The sequence below is a fragment of the Mesorhizobium dulcispinae genome (assembly GCF_033977345.1).
GTDB classification, from domain to species: domain Bacteria; phylum Pseudomonadota; class Alphaproteobacteria; order Rhizobiales; family Rhizobiaceae; genus Mesorhizobium; species Mesorhizobium dulcispinae.
In genome coordinates, this window is record NZ_JAVIIY010000009.1 from 117,155 (window position 1) to 136,351 (window position 19,197).

Annotated in this window: 13 protein-coding genes; 8 read left to right on the forward strand and 5 right to left on the reverse strand. The window is 65.2% G+C overall.

Annotated elements, in window-relative coordinates; all coding sequences use genetic code 11:
* Positions 1-345 precede the first annotated feature (345 nt).
* From RFN30_RS20135 to RFN30_RS20155, 5 genes are all read left to right on the forward strand, one after another.
* Positions 346-4,467, forward strand: coding sequence for a peptidoglycan-binding protein (locus RFN30_RS20135; RefSeq protein ID WP_320263834.1), 4,122 nt, complete (start codon positions 346-348; stop codon positions 4,465-4,467).
* Between the two features lie 192 nt (positions 4,468-4,659).
* Positions 4,660-5,577 carry a sulfite exporter TauE/SafE family protein gene (locus RFN30_RS20140; RefSeq protein WP_095814174.1) on the forward strand — a complete coding sequence of 306 codons (918 nt, stop codon included), beginning with the start codon at positions 4,660-4,662 and terminating at the stop codon, positions 5,575-5,577.
* Positions 5,577-6,371, forward strand: a complete 795-nt coding sequence (locus tag RFN30_RS20145) for a TIGR02186 family protein (protein WP_320263835.1) — start codon at positions 5,577-5,579, stop codon at positions 6,369-6,371. The genes RFN30_RS20140 and RFN30_RS20145 overlap by 1 nt, the downstream gene beginning before the upstream one ends.
* A 176-nt stretch (positions 6,372-6,547) precedes the next feature.
* Positions 6,548-7,804 (forward strand): Hsp70 family protein, encoded by a 1,257-nt coding sequence (locus RFN30_RS20150; protein WP_320263836.1) that lies wholly within the window; start codon positions 6,548-6,550, stop codon positions 7,802-7,804.
* Positions 7,805-8,023: 219 nt separating this feature from the next.
* Complete coding sequence (locus tag RFN30_RS20155; RefSeq protein WP_320263837.1) at positions 8,024-8,956, forward strand: Vgb family protein; 933 nt, start codon at positions 8,024-8,026, stop codon at positions 8,954-8,956.
* 88 nt (positions 8,957-9,044) lie between these two features.
* On the opposite strand, the gene RFN30_RS20160 is transcribed toward RFN30_RS20155, so the two are convergent.
* Entirely contained in the window at positions 9,045-9,953 is a 909-nt protein-coding gene (locus RFN30_RS20160) for a LysR substrate-binding domain-containing protein (protein WP_320263966.1), read from the reverse strand.
* A gap of 54 nt (positions 9,954-10,007) precedes the next feature.
* On the reverse strand, positions 10,008-10,154 hold the full coding sequence (locus tag RFN30_RS20165; protein WP_320263838.1) for a hypothetical protein: 147 nt from the start codon (positions 10,152-10,154) through the stop codon (positions 10,008-10,010).
* Positions 10,155-10,231: 77 nt separating this feature from the next.
* Here RFN30_RS20165 and RFN30_RS20170 point away from each other — a divergent pair, with 77 nt between their 5' ends.
* From RFN30_RS20170 to RFN30_RS20180, 3 genes are read left to right on the forward strand one after another with little or no spacing between them, the layout of a single operon-like run.
* On the forward strand, positions 10,232-13,162 hold the full coding sequence (locus RFN30_RS20170) for a molybdopterin oxidoreductase family protein (RefSeq protein ID WP_320263839.1): 2,931 nt from the start codon (positions 10,232-10,234) through the stop codon (positions 13,160-13,162).
* A complete protein-coding gene (locus RFN30_RS20175; RefSeq protein WP_320263841.1) occupies positions 13,159-13,893 on the forward strand; it encodes a 4Fe-4S dicluster domain-containing protein in 735 nt (244 codons plus the stop codon). Before RFN30_RS20170 ends, RFN30_RS20175 begins: the two co-directional genes overlap by 4 nt.
* Positions 13,894-13,904: 11 nt before the next feature.
* Positions 13,905-14,837, forward strand: coding sequence for a dimethyl sulfoxide reductase anchor subunit family protein (locus tag RFN30_RS20180; RefSeq protein WP_320263842.1), 933 nt, complete (start codon positions 13,905-13,907; stop codon positions 14,835-14,837).
* A 4-nt stretch (positions 14,838-14,841) separates the two neighbouring features.
* On the opposite strand, the gene pdeM is transcribed toward RFN30_RS20180, so the two are convergent.
* From pdeM to RFN30_RS20195, 3 genes are all read right to left on the reverse strand, one after another.
* The gene (pdeM, locus tag RFN30_RS20185) at positions 14,842-15,558 is read right to left on the reverse strand and encodes a ligase-associated DNA damage response endonuclease PdeM (protein WP_320263843.1); all 717 of its coding nucleotides are present in this window, start codon (positions 15,556-15,558) and stop codon (positions 14,842-14,844) included.
* Positions 15,559-15,576: 18 nt separating this feature from the next.
* Positions 15,577-18,099, reverse strand: coding sequence for a ligase-associated DNA damage response DEXH box helicase (locus RFN30_RS20190; protein ID WP_320263844.1), 2,523 nt, complete (start codon positions 18,097-18,099; stop codon positions 15,577-15,579).
* A 228-nt stretch (positions 18,100-18,327) separates the two neighbouring features.
* Complete coding sequence (locus RFN30_RS20195; RefSeq protein WP_320263845.1) at positions 18,328-19,188, reverse strand: C40 family peptidase; 861 nt, start codon at positions 19,186-19,188, stop codon at positions 18,328-18,330.
* Positions 19,189-19,197: the final 9 nt, after the last annotated feature.

Below are 19,197 nucleotides of genomic sequence, written 5' to 3' on the forward strand. Positions count from 1 at the left end.
CCACATCCAGAAAAAATGACGCTTAAGCCATCCTAAACGCGCAATCTGCCGGCGGCCCGGCACCGGGCGCATGGCCCGGTTGAGCCTTGCTGCGCAAGCATTCGCCATCGACAAAGTTTCAGCTTCTTAAGCTTGGTTAACGCGTTGTTTACCACGTTGGGCGAAATGTGTGCATGTCGGTCACCCGTGTTTATCCTGTAGCGAATTTTTCACGGTCTTTCGAAGCGTGGGTGAAGAACCCGGGAAGCCCGTCTTCCTCCGCAGCAAAACCGCGCGGACGTCTTCGTTCCCGGCAGGACTTTGGGAAACCGGCCCCGGCCGGTCATTCTGAACACGGGCGCATCGATGAACAGCAAGCGGTCCTATCTCGATACACTCAACGCCGGCAGGCAACGCCGGCCGCACACCTCGCTGGAGGAGCTGAACCGCTCGCTCGAAACGCTGGAGCAGCGGCTGGAACGGACCCGCAGCGATGTGCCCGAGCGCCCCGATCCGCGGCGACCGGCCGCCGAGCCACGCTATGCCGCCGCGCAACCTTATGGTTCGCCCCGCTGGTATGAGGACCCCTACACCACGCAGAGCGAAAATCGGGGAGCGCAAAACTTAGCGTCGCCAAATCGGGGGCCGCAAAATCCGGCGCCCGCCGCTTCCGACTTCGGCCCCAACTATCAGGCCATCGCCCGCGACATCGACCGGGTGCGCGGACAGGAGGACGGCGTCGCGATGGTCGGCAAGATCGCCGTCGAATTGCGCGGACTGCGCGAGGAGTTGCGGCATCAGATGACCCCCGGCCTGCAGCGCGAATTCGACGCGCTGCGCCAGGATATCGATCGCGCCATGCAGGCGGCGAGCCAGCATGGCGCCCCCGCCGACAAGAGCAGCGCCGAGCTCGGCCTCGAGTTCGAACGGCTTTCCGGCGCCATCCACACGCTTGCCGAAAAGAGCGACGACCGCAGCGTCAACCTGCTGCGGCTCGAGCTGGAACAGGTCAAGGCGGCGCTCGACACACTGGCGCGCGAGGAAAGCGTGCAGGCCGTCGATCGCCGGTGGGACGATTTCGACCGCCGCTGGAGCGCCTTCGAGGATCGCGTCGACGCCGATCAGCGCCAGCGCGCCGAGGGTCCCGACCTTTCGGTCCTCACCGAGCGGCTCGAACAGATCAGCAGCGCGGTCAACAACCTGCCGCAGTCGCTGTCGCTCGCTTCGCTGGAGGAAAAAGTACGCACCCTTGCCGGCGCGGTCGACCGTTTCGCCAGCCAGCAGACGATGCGCGGCGGCGAGACGCTTGCCATGATCGACGAGCGGCTCGACGAGATCTCGCGCGCCATCGTCGCCTCGACAGTGGCCGCGCAGGCCAATTCCTTCGATCCGGAAACCCTCGGCCGCATCGAGAAGCGGATCGCCTCGCTGGCGCAGCAGATCGAGGAGGTCGCGCAGTCGCGCCCCGGCGCCGAGGTCATCGACCGCCTCAACCTTCTGTCCAGCCGGGTGGACGAGCTCGCCGGACGCACCAACCTGCCCGAGCAGGCGATGGAGCGTCTGGGCAAGCAGATCGCTTTGATCACCGACAGAATAGACCGCGCGCCGGCGATGCCCGACGCCGACCATATCTTCCAAGGCCTGGAGCAGCGCTTCGATGCGCTGTCCAGCCTGCTCGAGCGCCGCCAGGGCGATGCGATCGAACAGGGCAACATGCTGTTCCGCGACCTCGAGCGGCGGCTGGACGAAGTCGCAGACAGGCTCGACCAGCGCATGCGACAGGACGACGGCGCCGGCATCATGGAGGCGATCGACGCCCGCTTCACCGCGCTTGCCAGTCGCATCGAGACGCGCGCCCCCGATCCCGCCAACGAGATAGCGATCCGCGGCCTGGAAAGCCGGCTCGAGGACATCTCCAGCCGGCTGGAATCGTCCGCGGCGCAGGTCGCAGGCATCGATCCGGCTCTGATCCGCAGCCTGGAGTCGCAGGTGACCGCCCTTTCGGCGCACCTGTCGAAGCCGAGCGTGCCGCTGCCCGACTTCGAGGACATCAGCCCGCGCCTCAACGAGATCGAGAAGTCGCTCGCGGGCACACGCGATTCCATCCTCAGCGTGGCGCGCGAGGCGGCGGAGAACGCCGTCAGGTCGCTGGCCGAGTCGAGTTCCGGCACTGCTGCTTCCAACGCGGCCGCCGTGAGCGGCCTCGCGCAGGACCTGAAGACGCTCGAAGCGCTCACCCGCCGTTCCGACGAACGCAATTCGCGGACCTTCGAGGCGATCCACGACACGCTGCTCAAGATCGTCGACCGGCTGGGCTCGCTCGAAGCCAGCGAACCGAGCGAAGCGATCAGCGAACTGATCGACCCGCAGCCTGGCAACAGGCGGGCCGCCCGCTCCGGCAAGATCGCCGTGCAGGACGCGCCGTCGATGGATATCGACCAGCCGCTGCCGCTCACCGGAGACATCGCCGATCTCGACGCCCGGGCCGCCTCCATCCTGCGCAACGAGCCGGCGACGCGAAGCGAGCCGGATGCACGAGGCGAACCGCGTGGCGAACCTGTTACGCGCAGCGAACCTGCCGCTCGCACGCCCGCCGAGGCCGCGGCGGCGGCCGCCATGGCCGCACTCGGATCGGACGCGATCGGCGAGAAGGCTGAGAAGACCGGCCGCAAGAAGTCGATGTTCAGCGGGCTGGCGCGCGCCTTCAAGGGCAAAAAGGACGAGGACACGCCACCGCTCGGCGGCTCGGAGCCGGCCGGCGACGTTCCGACCGTCGATATCGACGAACCGCTCGACCCCAGAGCGGCCAACCGGCCGCTGGAGCCGGGTTCCGGCGCGCCGGACCTCAACGCCATCATGAAGCGTGTGCGCGACGAGCGCGGCGGCCAGCCGGCCAAGCGCAGCGAGACGGACGCCGCCAAATCCGATTTCATCGCAGCCGCCCGCCGCGCGGCGCAGGCCGCCGCCGCGGAAGCCGACGCGCTGAAGCGGCAGTCGACCATGACAGGGCCGGTGAAGGCGCTCAGAATCGGCGACCTGCTCAAGGCACGGCGCAAGCCGATCCTGATGGCGGCGGCCGCGATCATGATGGCGTTGGCCGGCCTGCAGCTCGGCAAGGCCTTCTTCTCCGATCCCGCGCCGGTCGCCAGCAACGACGTCGCGCCGATCGTCTCCATGCAGGCGATCGATACCGCGTCGCTCAATGCCAGCGCGCCCAAAGCCGACGCGGACGCCGCCACGCCCGACAGCGCGCCGGAGCGTGTCGTCAGGCAGGCCGAGCCAGCGAAGGACGATCCGACGCCACAGGCCGCCGCTCAGCCGTCCGGTCCAGAGATGCCCGCGCCGGCCGAACCGACGCCTGCTCCGACAGTTCTGTCGGCGCCAGCCCAGCCGGCACCGGCCCCGCTGGCTTCAACCATGCCGTCCGAGCCGACAGGTCCGGCAGCGAACGCGCCGGCCATGGACACGGATGCGGATGCGCAGCCCATCACCGGCGCGCCAGCGCCCAGCGCCCCAGCGGCCAGCGCTCCGGCCGCCGGCGCTTCTTCGGCCAGCGTGCCGGCAACCACGTCCGCCGACACCACGGGCACCGTCCCGCCGGCAGGCGGCCAGCCCGCAAATTCGGTCGCCAAGATCGATATCCCGACCGACATCGGCCCGGTGGCGCTGCGCGACGCTGCCGCCGGCGGCGACGCCAAGGCGCTGTTCGAGATCGGCTCGCGCTACGCGGAATCGCGCGGCGTCAAGGAAGACATGGCGGCTGCCGCCAAATGGTACGAGAAATCCGCCGAACTGGGCTTCGCGCCGGCCGAATACCGCATCGGCAATTTCTACGAGAAGGGCATCGGCGTCGCGCGCGACATCAAGAAGGCCAAGACCTACTACCAGCTCGCGGCAGAACAGGGCAACGCCAGCGCCATGCACAATCTGGCGGTGCTGTTCGCGATGGCAGCGGACGGCGTGACCGACAATGAATCGGCGGCGCACTGGTTCCAGGAGGCGGCCAATCTCGGCGTCAAGGACAGCCAGTTCAATCTCGGCATCCTGTCGGCCAAGGGCGTCGGCATGAAGCAGAACCTGGAGGAATCCTACAAATGGTTCGCCCTCGTCGCCAAGACCGGCGACAAGGACGCCGCGGCCAAGCGCGACGAGATCGCCAATGCGCTCAGGCCCGAGCAACTCGAGCGCGCCCGCGCCGCCACTGAACTGTGGAAGGCAAAGCCGCTCAACGCGGCCACCAACTCGGCCGACATACCGGAATCCTGGCAGGACAGCACGCCGCAGACCACCGCCAGCATCGACATGAAGAAGGCGGTGAAGAACATCCAGCTGATCCTCAACAAGAACGGCTATGATGCCGGCGGCGCCGACGGCGTGATGGGCGACAAGACCAAGAACGCCATCATTGCCTTCCAGACCGACAACAAGATGAAGCCGACCGGCGAGATCGACGCGCCGCTCGTCAAGGCGCTGCTGGCGCACAAATAACGGCAGGCGCGTCGCTTCCGCGACGGCTTGCCACAGATTTGCCTGTTAACTGACTGAGATGGTTTCTGTTTCGGCGCGGCGGCGGGGTTTGACCCCCGTCGCCGCGTTGACGCAAGAAAAAATTGGCTTTTCGATGCGAGACTGCTGGGGACGGCGGCATTCGCCGAGAGGCAAACTGATCGAGACAGCCGGGTGGGCATCTATCTCCCGATCGCGGAAATTTCCGTCAATGTCTTCGTGCTGCTGGCGATGGGCGCGGCGGTAGGTTTCCTGTCGGGCATGTTCGGGGTCGGCGGCGGTTTCCTGATCACGCCGCTATTGATCTTCTACAACATCCCGCCGGCGATCGCGGTGGCCACCGGCGCCAACCAGGTGATTGCCTCCTCCTTCTCCGGCGCGCTGTCGCACTTCAAGCGCGGCACGCTCGACTTCAAGCTCGGCGGCGTGCTTCTGGCCGGCGGCATCGTCGGCTCGACCGCCGGCATCTACGTCTTCGCGCTGCTGCGCCGGCTCGGCCAGTTGGACCTGTTCATCTCGCTGCTCTATGTGGCGCTGCTCGGCACCGTCGGCGGGCTGATGCTGGTCGAGAGCGTCAATGCGCTGCGCGCCAGCCGCAGCGGCGCGGCACCAGTGCTGAAGAAATCCGGCCAGCACAACTGGATCCACCGGCTGCCGTTCAAGATGCGCTTTCGCGCCTCGAAGCTGTTCGTCAGCGTCATCCCGGTGCTCGGCCTCGGCGCGGCCATCGGCTTCCTGTCCTCGATCATGGGCGTCGGCGGCGGCTTCATCATGGTGCCGGCGCTGATCTACCTGCTCAAGGTGCCGACCAATGTCGTCATCGGCACCTCGCTGTTCCAGATCATCTTCACCTCGGCCTACACCACGCTGGTGCATGCCACGACCAACCAGACGGTCGACGTGATCCTGGCCTTCCTGCTGATGGCTGGCGGCGTTGCCGGCGCGCAATATGGCGCCAAGGCCGGCCAGCGGTTGCGCGGCGAGCAGCTGCGGGCGCTTCTGGCGTTGCTGGTGCTCGCCGTCGCCATCCGCCTGGCCATCGACCTTTTCGTCACCCCGCCCAATCGCTATTCGCTTGCGGGCCTGACCTGATGGCGGGATTGAGAGCGTTCGCAGTCGCCTCCTTCCTGTCGCTCGCCGCCACAGCACTGCCGGCGGCAGCACAGGCGCCGCCGTCGTCCGAAAGCATTCAGATCGGCCTGTCGACCGACGCCATTTCGATCACTGCCGGTTTTTCCGGCGCCGACCTCACCATTTTCGGCTCGCTGGAAAATCCCGATCCGCTGGTTGCGCGCCAGGGGCGCTACGATGTCATCGTCGTGCTGGAAGGTCCTGCCCGCCCCGTCGTCGTGCGCCGCAAGGACAGGGTGCTCGGCGTCTGGATCAATCTGGAATCGGAGACTTTCGAGAACGTGCCGGTGTCCTATTCGGTGGCGACGACCCGCCCGCTGCAGGACATCACCGAGCCGAACAGCTACAAGCAGCTGTCGCTCGGCGCTTCCAACCTCTACATGCAACCGGCCGAGCCCAGCGACAACCCGATGACAATCGAGGAATTCACCTCGGCGCTTCGCGAGCGCAAGGCAGCAACCGGTCTTTACAGCGAGAATGTCGGCGGCGTGCAGTTCCTGTCGCAGAACCTGTTCCGCGCCACCGTCCGGCTCGCGCCCAACATCCCGGTCGGCACGCACAAGGCGCGCGCCTTCCTGTTCAAGAGCGGCATGTTCGTGAAGGAAAGCTCGGCCCAGCTCGAAATCCGCAAGTCCGGTTTCGAACAGTCGATCTTCCGCGTCGCGCACGACTATTCCTTCCTCTACGGCGTGTTCGCCGTGTCGCTCGCCATGCTCACCGGTTGGCTCGGCCGCATCGTCTTCCGCAAGGATTGACGTTTTTCCCGGAACGAGGGTTCCCCTTTTCCCGGTTTTGCGATAAATCGCCGCCTCCCGGTTCAGGGGCAAGCACACACATTCAATTTTCGGCACAGCGGTCCGGCCATCCGGATGACGGCGCGTTTTTCGACGCCGGCGATGCGCTGCGACGTAACCAATGACAGGAGGCTGCGATGCAATCAGCATTCGGCGGCATCGATTTCGGCACGTCCAATTCCACTGTGGGCGTGATCCGCAACGGCCGCGCTCGACTGGTGGCGCTGGAGGGCGAACAGCCCACTTTGCCAAGCGCTGTCTTCTTCAACTTCGAGGACGGCCACACCTATTTCGGCAGACGCGCGATCGCCGACTACACCGACAGTATCGAGGGGCGGCTGATGCGCTCGCTGAAAAGCGTGCTCGGCAGCTCGCTCGCCAATGAGAAGACGCGCATCAAGGCGCGCCTGATCGGCTTCACCGACATCATCGGGTTCTTCATCAGCCATCTGAAGAAGCGGCTGGAAGAGGATGCCGGCGGCCCGGTCGAGCGCGTCGTGCTTGGCCGCCCGGTGCAGTTCGTCGACGATGATGCCGAAGCCGACGCGAAGGCGCAGGGCGAGCTCGAAAAGGCGGCGCGCGCGCAAGGCTTCAAGCACATCGCCTTCCAGTTCGAGCCGATCGCGGCGGCGCTCGACTACGAACAGAACGTCGCCCGCGAAGAGCTGGCGCTGATCGTCGATATGGGTGGCGGCACCTCCGACTTCTCGGTCGTGCGCGTCTCGCCGGAGCGCGCCCGCTCGGACGACCGCAAGGGCGACATTCTCGCCAATCGCGGCATCCACATCGGCGGCACGGATTTCGACCGGCTGCTCAGCATCGCCCATGTGATGCCCGAGCTCGGCTATCTGACGCCGACCAAGGACGGCAAGCGCAATCTGCCGGCAAGCTATTTCGTCGACCTCGCGACCTGGCAGCGCATCAACCTCGTCTACACCGCCAAGGCGATGTCGGATCTGAAGCAGGTCCGCTTCGAGGCCGAGCGCGCCGACCTGGTCGACCGCTTCATCCATATTGTCGAGCACCGTTACGGGCATGCGATGGCCGGCCTGGTCGAGCGGGCCAAGATCCAGCTTACCGACCAGTCCTCGGCCGAGGTGAAGGTGTCGCTGCCCGGCGCGCGCTTCGCGGCCGAAATCACGCGCGCCGGTCTGGAGGAGACCATCGACGCAGATATCGAACGGGTGACCGCGACGGTCAAGCAAACGATCGCCGACGCCGGCGTTCCCGCTTCCGCCATCACCGCCGTGTTCCTCACCGGCGGTTCGACCGCTATCCCACTGGCGAAGCGAGAGATCCTTTCACTGGTGCCACAGGCCTCCGTCATCGAAGGCGACATGTTCGGCTCGGTGGGGCTGGGTCTGGCGCTGGATGCGCGGCGCAAATTCGCCTGAGGTTTCATTTCTCTAGTGGTGAAAGTCTGGCCCTTGGTACCCGACACAGACTTCCGTTTTGGGTGGTGAGCTGACCCTCGGATGGGCGCGCCCGAATGGCACGGACATTTAGGGCGGAACCCAATATAATGATCTGCCTAAGCTCGCAGGCAATCACCTGTGTTCTCGACGCCCAATTTGGCCGCAGAGCCGATGAGCCTCAATGTCGGGAGGACGAAAATGCGCCTGATCAAGTCCCTGATCCTACTGTCAATTCTTTCGCTAGTGCCAGGGTTGAGCATCGCGGCGGAAGAACTTCCTGCCGATACGCTTGTGATCCAGGCGGAAATCCAGAGAGGCGGCGATTTTATAGGATTCGGGTTCAATTCCCTTTGGATGATGAGCGGTAACCTCCTTGAACGCGTCAATGCAGCGGATAACAGCGTCATCGATATCGACGTCAACGGCCGCGGTGGATCTCAAGCCCCCGGAATCGGCGAAGGTGCTGTCTGGGTGCCCGCGACGAGCAAGAAGATGATCCTCAAAGTCGACCCGATCGCCAACAAGCTGGTTCAGGAGATACCCGCCCAGATACTCAGCAACGAGGGGAGCATCGGCGTCGGCGAAGGCGGGGTTTGGGTCGTCACAGGGAAGGGCATCGGCAACACGAGGCTGACTCGGTTCAATGCCCGCAGTGGCGCTGTCGATGCGAATATTCATTTGCCAGCATTGAGCGCTGGCGTCGTCGTTGACTTTGGTTCCGTGTGGGTGACCGGTTTCGGCAACAGTGAGCTCTACAGGATCGATCCAAAAACCAACACTGTGGTCTCGACCATCAAGCTTCACTCGTCGCCGCGCTTTATCGCTTCGGGCGAAGGCTCGATCTGGGTCCTCAATCAAGGCGACGGCTCGGTTCAGCGAATCGATGGAAAGACCGGCGAGCTGCTGGCGACGATTGAAACAGGCCTATCGGGCAATGGCGGCGATATCGTTTGCGGTGGCGGCTATGTGTGGGTCTCGACGCCGGGAACGCCGGTCGCCCAGATCGATCCCAAAGCCAATAAACTTGTCCGCAAGTTCAAAGGTAACTCGTTCGGCGACGCTATTCGTTACGGTGCCGGTTCGCTCTGGGTATCGGGATCGACCATCCACCGGATAGAGCCCCCAAAATAGAGCGCATCAGCGCCTGGCGAGCAGCAGACCGAAGTTTCCGCTTCGGGTTGGTATTTCAATCCCGCTATCAAGCGTCAGATTTCCAGCACTAGCCCCTGCCCGTTGACGACGCATCGGCCTTGCCGGTCAGATGCGCCTTCAGCGCCATCTGGGCGAGGCTCGGCTGCCGGTCGCGGTGGGTGATCATGGCGAAATCGCGCTTCGGCAGATCGACCGGCACGGACCTGAGACTCCCCTCCGCCAGGGAGCGCGCGACGACGAGCTCGGAGATGATGGCGGCGCCGGCACCGGCCTCCACCGCCTGGCGCACGGCCTCGTTGCTGGGCAAGACCAGGAAAATCTGCAGCTCAGCCGGCGAGACGCCTTCGCTCCTCGCAAAATCCTCCAGCGCCTCGCGCGTGCCCGACCCGCCTTCCCTGATGATCCAGCGCAATGCCCTGATGTCGAGGTTTTCCGCCGGCGTCGTCGGAATTTCGGGGTGCGAGCGCGCCACCACCAGCATCATGCGATCCTCGTCAACCGTGGCGCGCCGCAGAATGTCGGACTCGGTGCGCCCCTCGACCAGCCCGAAATCGGCCCGGCCGTCCAGCACATTGGTCTCCACCTGCCTTGTGTTGCCGATCGTCACGCTGAGCCGCACCGCCGGATAGGCTTCGTGGAACGAAGCCAGGCGCCGCGGCAGCCAATAGCTGGCGATGGTCTGGCTCGCCGATATCGACAGGCTGCCGGTGACGGTCTGCGAGACATGTTCCAGCACGTTGTGAGCGGCCGCTGCCCGCTCCAGAACAGCCTTGGCTTCGGGCAGGAAGCGGTGGCCGGTCTGCGCGAGCTCGATGTTGCGGCCGACCCGATTGAACAGGCGCACACCATGCTGGCTTTCGAGCGCACGAATGGCCGCCGAGGCGGCGGATTGCGAGATGCCGAGCAGCTCGGCGGCCTTGGTCATGTGGCCATGCTCGGCGACGGTCACGAATATGCGCAACTGATCGAGGGTCATGGCCAACTAAGAAGCAAAATCGATCGGAATTACAAGTGCTGCTTGTTAGACAGATCAATTGCTTTGTTCTAACTTTTTGCTCAGGCTTGGAAAAAAATGGCTGTCCTGCCGCCAAGGTTGGAAATGATCGGGCGCTTCAAATCCCTTTTCGCGCATTGGAGCCGCCGGCTGAGGCGGCAGTTGGCCGGCGAGCGCTACCATCCAGAACTCCACTATATGCGCGGCCCGGGGCCGAAGACGAAGGCCAAGATGGCGGGTGGCAAGGGCGTTCGCGGATCATGACCAGCAACGCGCCGCGCGGCGCCAACTCCGCACCCTCGCAGCAGCCGCTGGCCGACAGCCAGGCGCCTGACGAAGGCGACGGCGTCGACACCTCGCCAAGCGTCTCCGACCGCATCGCCAAGACCACCTGCTATATGTGCGCCTGCCGCTGCGGCATCGACGTCCATATCAAGGACGGCAAGGTGCGCTACATCAACGGCAACAAGGACCACCCGGTGAACCGGGGCGTGATCTGCGGCAAGGGCGGCGCCGGCATCATGCAGCATTACAGCCCGGCGCGGCTGAAGAAGCCCTTGCTGCGTACGGGCCCGCGCGGCTCCGGCGAATTCCGCGAGATCGAATGGGACGAGGCGTTCGCCATCGCCACCGAGCGGCTGTCGGCGATCCGCCGGACCGATCCGAAGAAACTCGCCTTCTTCACCGGGCGCGACCAGTCTCAGTCGCTGACCGGCTGGTGGGCGAGCCAGTTCGGCACGCCGAACTTCGCCGCCCATGGCGGCTTCTGTTCGGTCAACATGGCGGCCGGCGGGCTTTACACGATCGGCGGCTCGTTCTGGGAGTTCGGCGAGCCCGACTGGGACAACACCAAATACTTCATGCTGTTCGGCGTCGCCGAGGACCATGATTCCAATCCGATCAAGATCGGCCTCGGCAAGCTCAAGGCGCGTGGCGCCAAAGTGGTGTCGGTCAACCCATGCCGCACGGGCTACAATGCAATTGCCGACGACTGGATCGGCATCCGCCCGGGCACGGACGGATTGTTCGTGCTCGCCCTCGTCCACGAACTGCTCAAGGCTGGCCGCATCGATCTCGACTATCTGCAGCGTTACACCAACGCACCGGTGCTGGTCGTGCAGGCGCCTAGGTCCGCCGATGAGGGACTGTTCGTTCGCGATGATGATGGCAACCTGCTGGCTTGGAACAGGGTGGCGAAGCAGCCAGTCAACGCAGCCGACCCCGAAGCAAAGCCGGCGCTGACCGGCAGCTACACGGTCAATGGCCGCCGCTGCGTACCGGTGTTCCAGCTGATCGCCGACCGCTACCTGGACGACAGCTATTCGCCCGATGCCGTGGCCGCGCGCTGCGGCGTCAGCGCCGAGACGATCCGCCGGATCGCGGCGGAGCTGGCGCATGTCGCCTTCGAGCAGGCGATCGAACTGCCGGTCGCCTGGACCGACTGGGCGGGCCGCCGGCACGAGACGATCAAGGGGCGGCCGATTTCGATGCATGCCATGCGCGGCATCTCGGCCCATTCCAACGGTTTTCACACCTGCCGCGCCATCCACCTGCTGCAGGTTCTGCTGGGCACGGTGGACGTGCCCGGCGGCTTCCGCTTCAAGCCGCCCTACCCCCGCTGCGCGCCGCCGGGACCGAAGCCCGCCGGCAAGACCATCCGGCCGATGACGCCTCTGGAAGGCATGCCGCTCGGATTCGTCTGCGGGCCAGACGATCTGCTGGTCGACGAGGCCGGCCGGCCGACCCGCATCGACAAAGCCTATTCCTGGGAAGCGCCGCTCGCGGCGCACGGGCTGATGCACAGCGTCATCCGCAATGCCTGGGCCGGCGATCCTTATCCGATCGACACGCTATTAATGTACATGTCGAACATGGCGTGGAACTCCTCGATGAACACGATCGAGACCATTGCCATGCTGACCGGCAAGGATGCGTCGGGCGCCTACAAGATCCCCTTCATCATCTATTCCGACGCCTACTATTCCGAGACGGTGGCGTTTGCCGACCTGGTGCTGCCCGACACCACCTATCTCGAGCGGCATGACTGCATCAGCCTGCTCGACCGGCCGACCAGCCATGCCGACGGCCCGGGCGATGCCATCCGGCATCCGGTGGTGCAGCCGGACCGGGACGTGCGGCCGTTCCAGTCGGTGCTGATCGAGCTCGGCGCGCGGCTCGGCCTGCCCGGCTTCGTCACCGAGGACGGTTCGGCGAAATACCGCGACTATGCCGACTACATCGTCAATCATGAGCGCACGCCGGGTATCGGCCCGCTCGCCGGGTGGCGCGGCAAGGATGGCGGCTCGATCGGCAGAGGCGAGGCCAATCCCGACCAGCTCAAGCGCTACGTCGACAATGGCGGCTTCTGGCATCACAAGCTCGCCGACGACCAGCGCTATTACAAGATGGGCAACCGCGCCTATCTGGACTTCGCGGTGCGGATGGGATTCATCCCCAAGGCCGAGCCAATCGTCTTCCAGCTCTATTCGGAGCCGATACAACGGTTCAGGCTCGCCGCGCGCGGCCACGGCAAGGCGCAACCGCCAGAGGCCGAGCGCGGCCGCATCGAGACCTATATGGACCCGCTGCCCTTCTGGTACGCGCCCTTCGAGGACGAGACCGTCGATCTCCAAAAATACCCACTGCATGCGCTGACCCAGCGGCCGATGCACATGTACCATTCGTGGGGCTCGCAGAATGCGTGGCTGAGGCAGATCACCAGCCAGAACCGGCTGTTCGTGCATAGTGAGACAGCCGGCAAGCTTGGCCTTGCCGATGACGACTGGGTTTGGATCGAAAGCATCAACGGCAAGGTGAAGGGGCAGATCAAGCTCATCGACGGCGTGAACCCGGACACGGTGTGGACCTGGAATGCCATCGGCAAGCGACGCGGCAGCTGGGGGCTGAAGGACGACGCCGCGGAGAGCAACCGCGGCTTCCTGCTCAACCACATCATCGGAGACCAGACCGCGCCCGACGCCAGCGGCAAGCGTTATTCGAACTCCGACCCGGTCACCGGACAGGCGGCGTGGTTCGACGTGCGCGTGCGTATCGCTAAATGCGCGCCGGAAGAGGCAGGCTTCACCGAGCCGCAGTTCGAGCGTTTTCGCCAGCTGCCAAATGTGGAACCGTCGCCGGATGTGCTTCGCTTCGGCGCAGCGTTCCGCATGAAGAGGGAAGCCGCCGAATGACCTGCCTTCCCGCCCGGACCGAGAAAAAGCTCGGACTCGTCATCGACCTCGACACCTGCGTCGGCTGCCAGGCCTGTGTCACCGCTTGCAAGGAATGGAACACCGGCGGCCATATGGCGCCGCTGACCGATATCGACCCCTATGGCAGGCATGTCGACGGCGTCTGGTTCAACCGCGTGCATGCTTACGAGCACACTACGGAATTGGGCGGCCGCACGGTGAATTTTCCGCGCTCGTGCCTGCATTGCGAGCAGCCGGCCTGCGTCACCGTCTGCCCGACCGGCGCCTCCTACAAGCGCGCCTCGGACGGCATCGTGCTGGTCGACGAGGACAAGTGCATCGGCTGCAAGCTGTGCAGCTGGGCCTGCCCCTATGGCGCGCGCGAGTTCGACACGGATGTCGGCGTGATGAAGAAATGCACGCTCTGCGTCGACCGCATCTACAACGACAATCTGGCGGCAGAAGACCGCGTGCCGGCCTGCGTAGCCGCCTGCCCGACCAGCGCCCGGCATTTCGGCGATCTCGGCGATCCGGCCTCGGCAATCTCGCAACTGGTCGAGGAGCGCGGCGGCGTCGAACTGATGCCGGAGCTCGGCTACAAGCCGACCAACAAGTATCTGCCGCCGCGTGCCCACAGCGAACGCGCGGCGAAGGTCGACGCGCCGGCGCTGGAGCCGATCAAAGTCGAGGGCGGTTTCCTCGGCTGGATCGACCGCATGCTTTCGAATTAGCTTCGCCCATCATGCACCCTGCTTTTTCGGTCGTCTTCTTCACCACCGCTACCGGGGCCGGCTATGGCTTGCTGGCGCTGCTCGGCGTGCTTGGCGGGCTGGGCTTCATCCAGCCCGATTTCTGGCTTGGCCTTTTCGGCATGGCGCTGGCGCTCGGCCTGATCATAGCCGGTCTGCTCTCCTCTACCGGCCATCTCGGCCGCCCGGAGCGCGCCTGGCGCGCCTTCTCGCAATGGCGCAGCTCCTGGCTGTCGCGCGAAGGCGTGGCGTCGGTCGCGACCTTCATCCCGGCCGGGCTGTTCGGCATCGGCTGGGTGCTGATGGGCAAAAGTGACGGTTGGGTGGCGGTTACCGGACTGCTGGCGGCGGCCGGCGCGGTCGCAACTGTCTGCACGACAGGCATGATCTATGCTTCGCTGAAGCCGATCGCGCAGTGGCACAGCCGCTACACTTTGCCGGCTTACCTTATTTTCGCCGGCATGACAGGCAGCGTGCTTCTGAACACCCTTCTCCAGGGCTTCGCCGTGGGCTCAGCGGCGGTGCTGACCGGCGCGCTGCTTGCCACGCTCGCCGGCTGGGCCTGGAAGCTCGCGACCTGGCGGTACAACGACCGGCTGGAAATCCCGACCACCGCCAACACGGCGACGGGCCTGGCCGGCGGCACGGTGCGGTCGATCGAATGGCCGCACACCGAAGAGAACTACCTGCTCAAGAAGATGGGTTTTCGCATCGCGCGCAAGCACAGCGCGAAGCTGAGACGGATCACGCAGGTGCTGGCCTTCGCCGCGCCGGTCATCTTGCTCGCCATCGCGTTCGTCTCACCGTGGCCAGTCGCGGCCACTGCGTCGGTGCTCGCGGCCATCGCCCAACTTATCGGCATGCTGGTCGAGCGCTGGCTGTTCTTCGCCGAGGCGAAGCACACGGTCACGCTCTACTATGAATAGCACCTCAGCCCGGCCGCAGCATCGAGCCGGAGATCGCAAAGATGCGCTCGGCGCCGAGCATATAGGCAACAAGCGTTTCCAGCCGGAACAGGCCGGCATAGGCGCGGTCGAGCACGTTGAGCGAGCCGGTATAGGCGCCAAAGGCCGGCATGATCATGCGGCCGCCGTCGCCGGCAAAGCAGCGCCGCCGAACCGAACGGCCGCGCTGGACGATGCGCGCGCAGGGATGGAGATGGCCGGCAATCTCGCCTTCCACCCGCAGCTTCGACGGTTCGTGGCGGAAGACGAGCGAGCCGACGGCGAGTTCCTTCACCGTCTCGCCGGGCAAGTCGGCGGGCGCCTCGGGATCGTGGTTGCCGGCGACCCAGAACCAGTCGCGGCCGGCCATCATCGCCTCCAGCCGCTCGCGGAAACTCAGATGCATGCGCTCGGCGCCGCCGCCATCGTGGAAGGAGTCGCCAAGGCTGACGACGATCCGCGGCTGATAGTCGGCGATCACCGCCTGCAGTTGGAGCAAGGTAGCACCGGTGTCGTACGGCGGGATCAGCGCGCCGCGCCTGGCGAAGGAAGAGCCTTTTTCGAGATGCAGGTCGGAGACGGCGAGCAGCCTAAGATCGGGGAAATAAAGAACGCCGCGCCGGTCGCAGACCGCGCGCTCGCCGGCGATGCCGACAAGGTCGGCCTCGGCGATCAGCGTTGCGCGCGACAGCGAAAAATTCATCCCCTCTCCGTCCTCGACCTAGTGCCCTGAGCCCATCGCCTCTTCGACCAGGTCGGCGGCTTCCATCAACAGCGTGTCGTTGGCGCCGCCATTGACCGATTCCTTGCCGATCTCCAGCATCACCGGCACCGCCAGCGGCGAGATCTGGTCGAGATGCTTATGCACGATTCGACCGCGCACGCGCGAGAGCATCTCGCCAAGTCTGCTGACATCGAGCAATCCCGCCGAGGCATCGGTGCGCGTCGCCTGCAGCAGGATATGGTCGGGCTCGTGGCTGCGCAGCACGTCATAGATGAGGTCCGCCGAGACCGTCACCTGGCGCCCGCTCTTTTCCTGGCCAGGATAGCGCTTTTCGATCAGCCCGGCGATGACGGCGCAGGTGCGGAAGGTGCGCTTCAGCATCCAGCTGTCGTTCAGCCAGGCCTCCAGATCGTCGCCCAGCATGTCCTCGTCGAAAAGTGCGGCCAACGACGGCTTCTTCGCCTTGAACAGCGCCGCCATATCGTCGAGCGCCCAGACAGCCAGCGAATAGTCTGTGGCGACGAAGCCGAGCGGCCTGGCATGCGCGCGCTCCAGCCGGCGCGTCAACAGCATGCCGAGCGTCTGGTGCGCCAGCCGGCCCTCGAAAGGATAGGCGACCATATAATGGCGGTTACCGCGCGGGAAGGTCTCGACCAGAAGGTCGCCGCGTTTCGGCAGCACCGATTTCTCCTTCTGCAGCCGCAGCCAGTCGGCGACCTGTTCCGGCAAGACTTTCCAGCGGTCGCTATCGGCCAGCATGCCGCGCACCTGCTCGGCGAGATAGGTCGAGAGCGGGAATTTGCCGCCGGCATAGGACGGCACGATGATGTTGGCGCCGGCGCCGTTAGAGACGATGCATTCGTTCTCGCGAATGCCTTCAAAGCGCAGCACCTTGCCGGCGAAGAGAAAATTGTCGCCGGGCCGCAGCGTCTCGGCGAAATATTCCTCGATCTTGCCGAGCACCGGCCCGCCGCGGCCGGCCATGCCCCTGCCCTGCCGGACATAGCGGATGTTAAGTTCCGGCATCTCGACGATGGTGCCGACATTCAGCCGGTATTGCTGCGCGACGCTCGGATGCGAGATGCGCCACAGCCCGTCCTTGTTCCGGCGGATGCGGGCATAGCGCTCGTAGTTCTTCAGCGCGTAGCCGCCGGTGGCTACGAAGTCGATGACGCGGTCAAAGGTCTCGCGCTCAAGGGCCGCATAAGGCGCTGCGCTTCGAACTTCCTCGAACAGTTGGTCGGCGTCGAAGGGCCCGCCGCAGGCGACGCCGAGCACATGCTGCGACAGCACGTCGAGCGCGCCCTTGACCAGCGGCGGCGTGTCCTGCGCGCCGAGATAGTTGGCGTCGAGCGCTGCGCGGCATTCCAGCACCTCGAAGCGATTGGCCGGAATCAGGATCGCCTTCGACGGTTCGTCCATGCGGTGGTTGGCGCGGCCGATGCGCTGCGCCAGGCGGCTGGCGCCCTTCGGCGCGCCGACATGCACGACCAGATCGACATCGCCCCAGTCGATGCCGAGGTCGAGGGTGGAGGTGGCGACGATGGCGCGCAGCGCATTGTCGGCCATCGCCTTTTCGACGCGGCGGCGCTGGCCGACATCGAGCGAGCCGTGGTGCAGGGCGATCGGCAAAGAATCCTCGTTCGCCCGCCAAAGCTCCTGGAACAGAAGCTCGGCCTGGCTGCGGGTGTTGACGAAGAGGAGCGTCGTGCGGTGCTCTTTGATCGCCTCGTAGATCTCGGGAATGGCGTAGCGGGCCGAGTGCCCCGACCAGGGCACGCGCTCGCGCGAGTCGAGGATGGAGATGTCAGGCTTGGCGCCGCCGGCAACCGTGATCAGCCCGGCCATGTCGCCTCCAGGATTTTGGCCAACCAGCCAGCGCCGCAATTCGTCCGGCTCGGCGACGGTTGCCGACAGGCCGATGGTCTGAAGTTCGGGAACAAAGGTGCGCAATCGCGCAAGGCCGAGCGCCAGCAGGTGCCCACGCTTCGAGGTGACCAACGAATGCAATTCGTCGAGCACGACATAACGCAGATCCTCGAAAAAGCGCTTCGCGTCGTTCGAGGCGATCAGCAGCGCGAGCTGCTCGGGCGTGGTGAGCAGGATATCGGGCGGCACCAGCTTCTGGCGCTGACGCTTGTGCGAAGGCGTATCGCCGGTGCGCGTCTCGATGGTGACCGGCAGTCCGATCTCCTCGACCGGCTTGCCGAGATTGCGCTCGATGTCGACGGCCAGTGCCTTGAGCGGCGAGATGTAGAGCGTATGGATGCCGCGATGCGCTTCGCCGGGCTTCCGGCGCGGCCGCTTGGCGAGCTCGGTGAGCGACGGCAGGAAGCCGGCGAGCGTCTTGCCGGCGCCGGTCGGCGCGATCAGCAGCACCGATTGTCCACCCTGAGCCTTCGCCAGCAGCTCGAGCTGATGGACGCGCGGCGACCAGCCTTTTGCGCCGAACCATCTGACGAATGGCTCGGGCAGGAGAACGGCGGCATTCTGTTCGGTAAGGCGCGGCTGCTCTGTCACGCGCCAGAGGTAGCGCGAGCGCGCGCGATCGCCAAGGAAAATCGGAACAAAAGGGGATCATGACGCCCTTTTCCTTCTCCCCTTGTGGGAGAAGGTGGATTGCCGCGGAGCGGCAAGACGGATGAGGGGTGTTGGAAGAAATGAGGCGTCGGCGTTCTCTGGAACACCCCTCATCCGTCGCCTTCGGCGACACCTTCTCCCACAAGGGGAGAAGGACAGGCGCTTTCTCTACGGCCTCCTGAACCCCGTCGGGCCGCCGTAGAGATAGCCGATGCGCTCGACCGCCTCCTTCAGCCCTTCGCGCGAAACGAGCATGGTGTGGCCGTTGGCGTGGATCATCTCTTTCGCATCGGTCATGATCGCGACATGGCCCTTCCAGAAGACGAGATCGCCGCGCTGCAGCCCGGAAAAATCAGGGCCCGGCTCGAGCGGCGTGCCGATCGACGCCGCCTGCATGTCGGAATCGCGCAGCACATCCTTGCCCGTCATGCGCATCGACAGTTGCACGAGGCCGGAGCAGTCGATGCCGAAACCGGAAACGCCGCCCCACAGATAGGGCGTGCCGAGGAAGCTTTCCGCCACGGTGACATAGTCATCCGCCGCATCGGCGAGCGGCCGCAGATGGCGGGCGATGATCGCCTGGCCGGAAGGCAGCAGCGCGTAATGCGTACCGCGCGTTTCTGCCGAGCCTGTCACTGTGACTGTCGAGCCCATCGATAATTGTCCGTCTATCGGGAAGCGCAGGTCCGGTCCTGGGTAGAGGAAGGTGCGCGGCACGGAAATGATATGCGTCGGTGCTTGTTCGCGCTGACCAAGAAAATTGTCGGCGACATAACCGACATAGCCGTCGCGCTCGGCCTGCACCCAGGCCCAGCCATCAGCGTCCTCGAAGACCAGCACGTCGTCGCCATACAGGGCTTGGGTGTTGACGCCGGCATCGGGGCGCGGCGCCTTGCGCAGGTCGGCAATGGCGGCCGTGATCCGCGCCGGCCGGCCGGCGACAAAGCGGTCGGCAGCGACCTCTCCTCTCAGCCTGGCATCGGCAAGGTCGGAACGGAAGGCGTGAAGGCGGGCATCCCTGGAAGTCAAATCGGCAAT

Coding starts and splice junctions, on each gene's coding strand:
- RFN30_RS20135 (WP_320263834.1), top strand. CDS start 346: ATGAACAGCAAGCGGTCCTATCTCGATACACTCAACGCCGGCAGGCAA.
- RFN30_RS20145 (WP_320263835.1), top strand. CDS start 5,577: ATGGCGGGATTGAGAGCGTTCGCAGTCGCCTCCTTCCTGTCGCTCGCC.
- RFN30_RS20150 (WP_320263836.1), top strand. CDS start 6,548: ATGCAATCAGCATTCGGCGGCATCGATTTCGGCACGTCCAATTCCACT.
- RFN30_RS20155 (WP_320263837.1), top strand. CDS start 8,024: ATGCGCCTGATCAAGTCCCTGATCCTACTGTCAATTCTTTCGCTAGTG.
- RFN30_RS20160 (WP_320263966.1), bottom strand. CDS start 9,953: ATGACCCTCGATCAGTTGCGCATATTCGTGACCGTCGCCGAGCATGGC.
- RFN30_RS20165 (WP_320263838.1), bottom strand. CDS start 10,154: ATGGTAGCGCTCGCCGGCCAACTGCCGCCTCAGCCGGCGGCTCCAATG.
- RFN30_RS20170 (WP_320263839.1), top strand. CDS start 10,232: ATGACCAGCAACGCGCCGCGCGGCGCCAACTCCGCACCCTCGCAGCAG.
- RFN30_RS20175 (WP_320263841.1), top strand. CDS start 13,159: ATGACCTGCCTTCCCGCCCGGACCGAGAAAAAGCTCGGACTCGTCATC.
- RFN30_RS20180 (WP_320263842.1), top strand. CDS start 13,905: ATGCACCCTGCTTTTTCGGTCGTCTTCTTCACCACCGCTACCGGGGCC.
- pdeM (WP_320263843.1), bottom strand. CDS start 15,558: ATGAATTTTTCGCTGTCGCGCGCAACGCTGATCGCCGAGGCCGACCTT.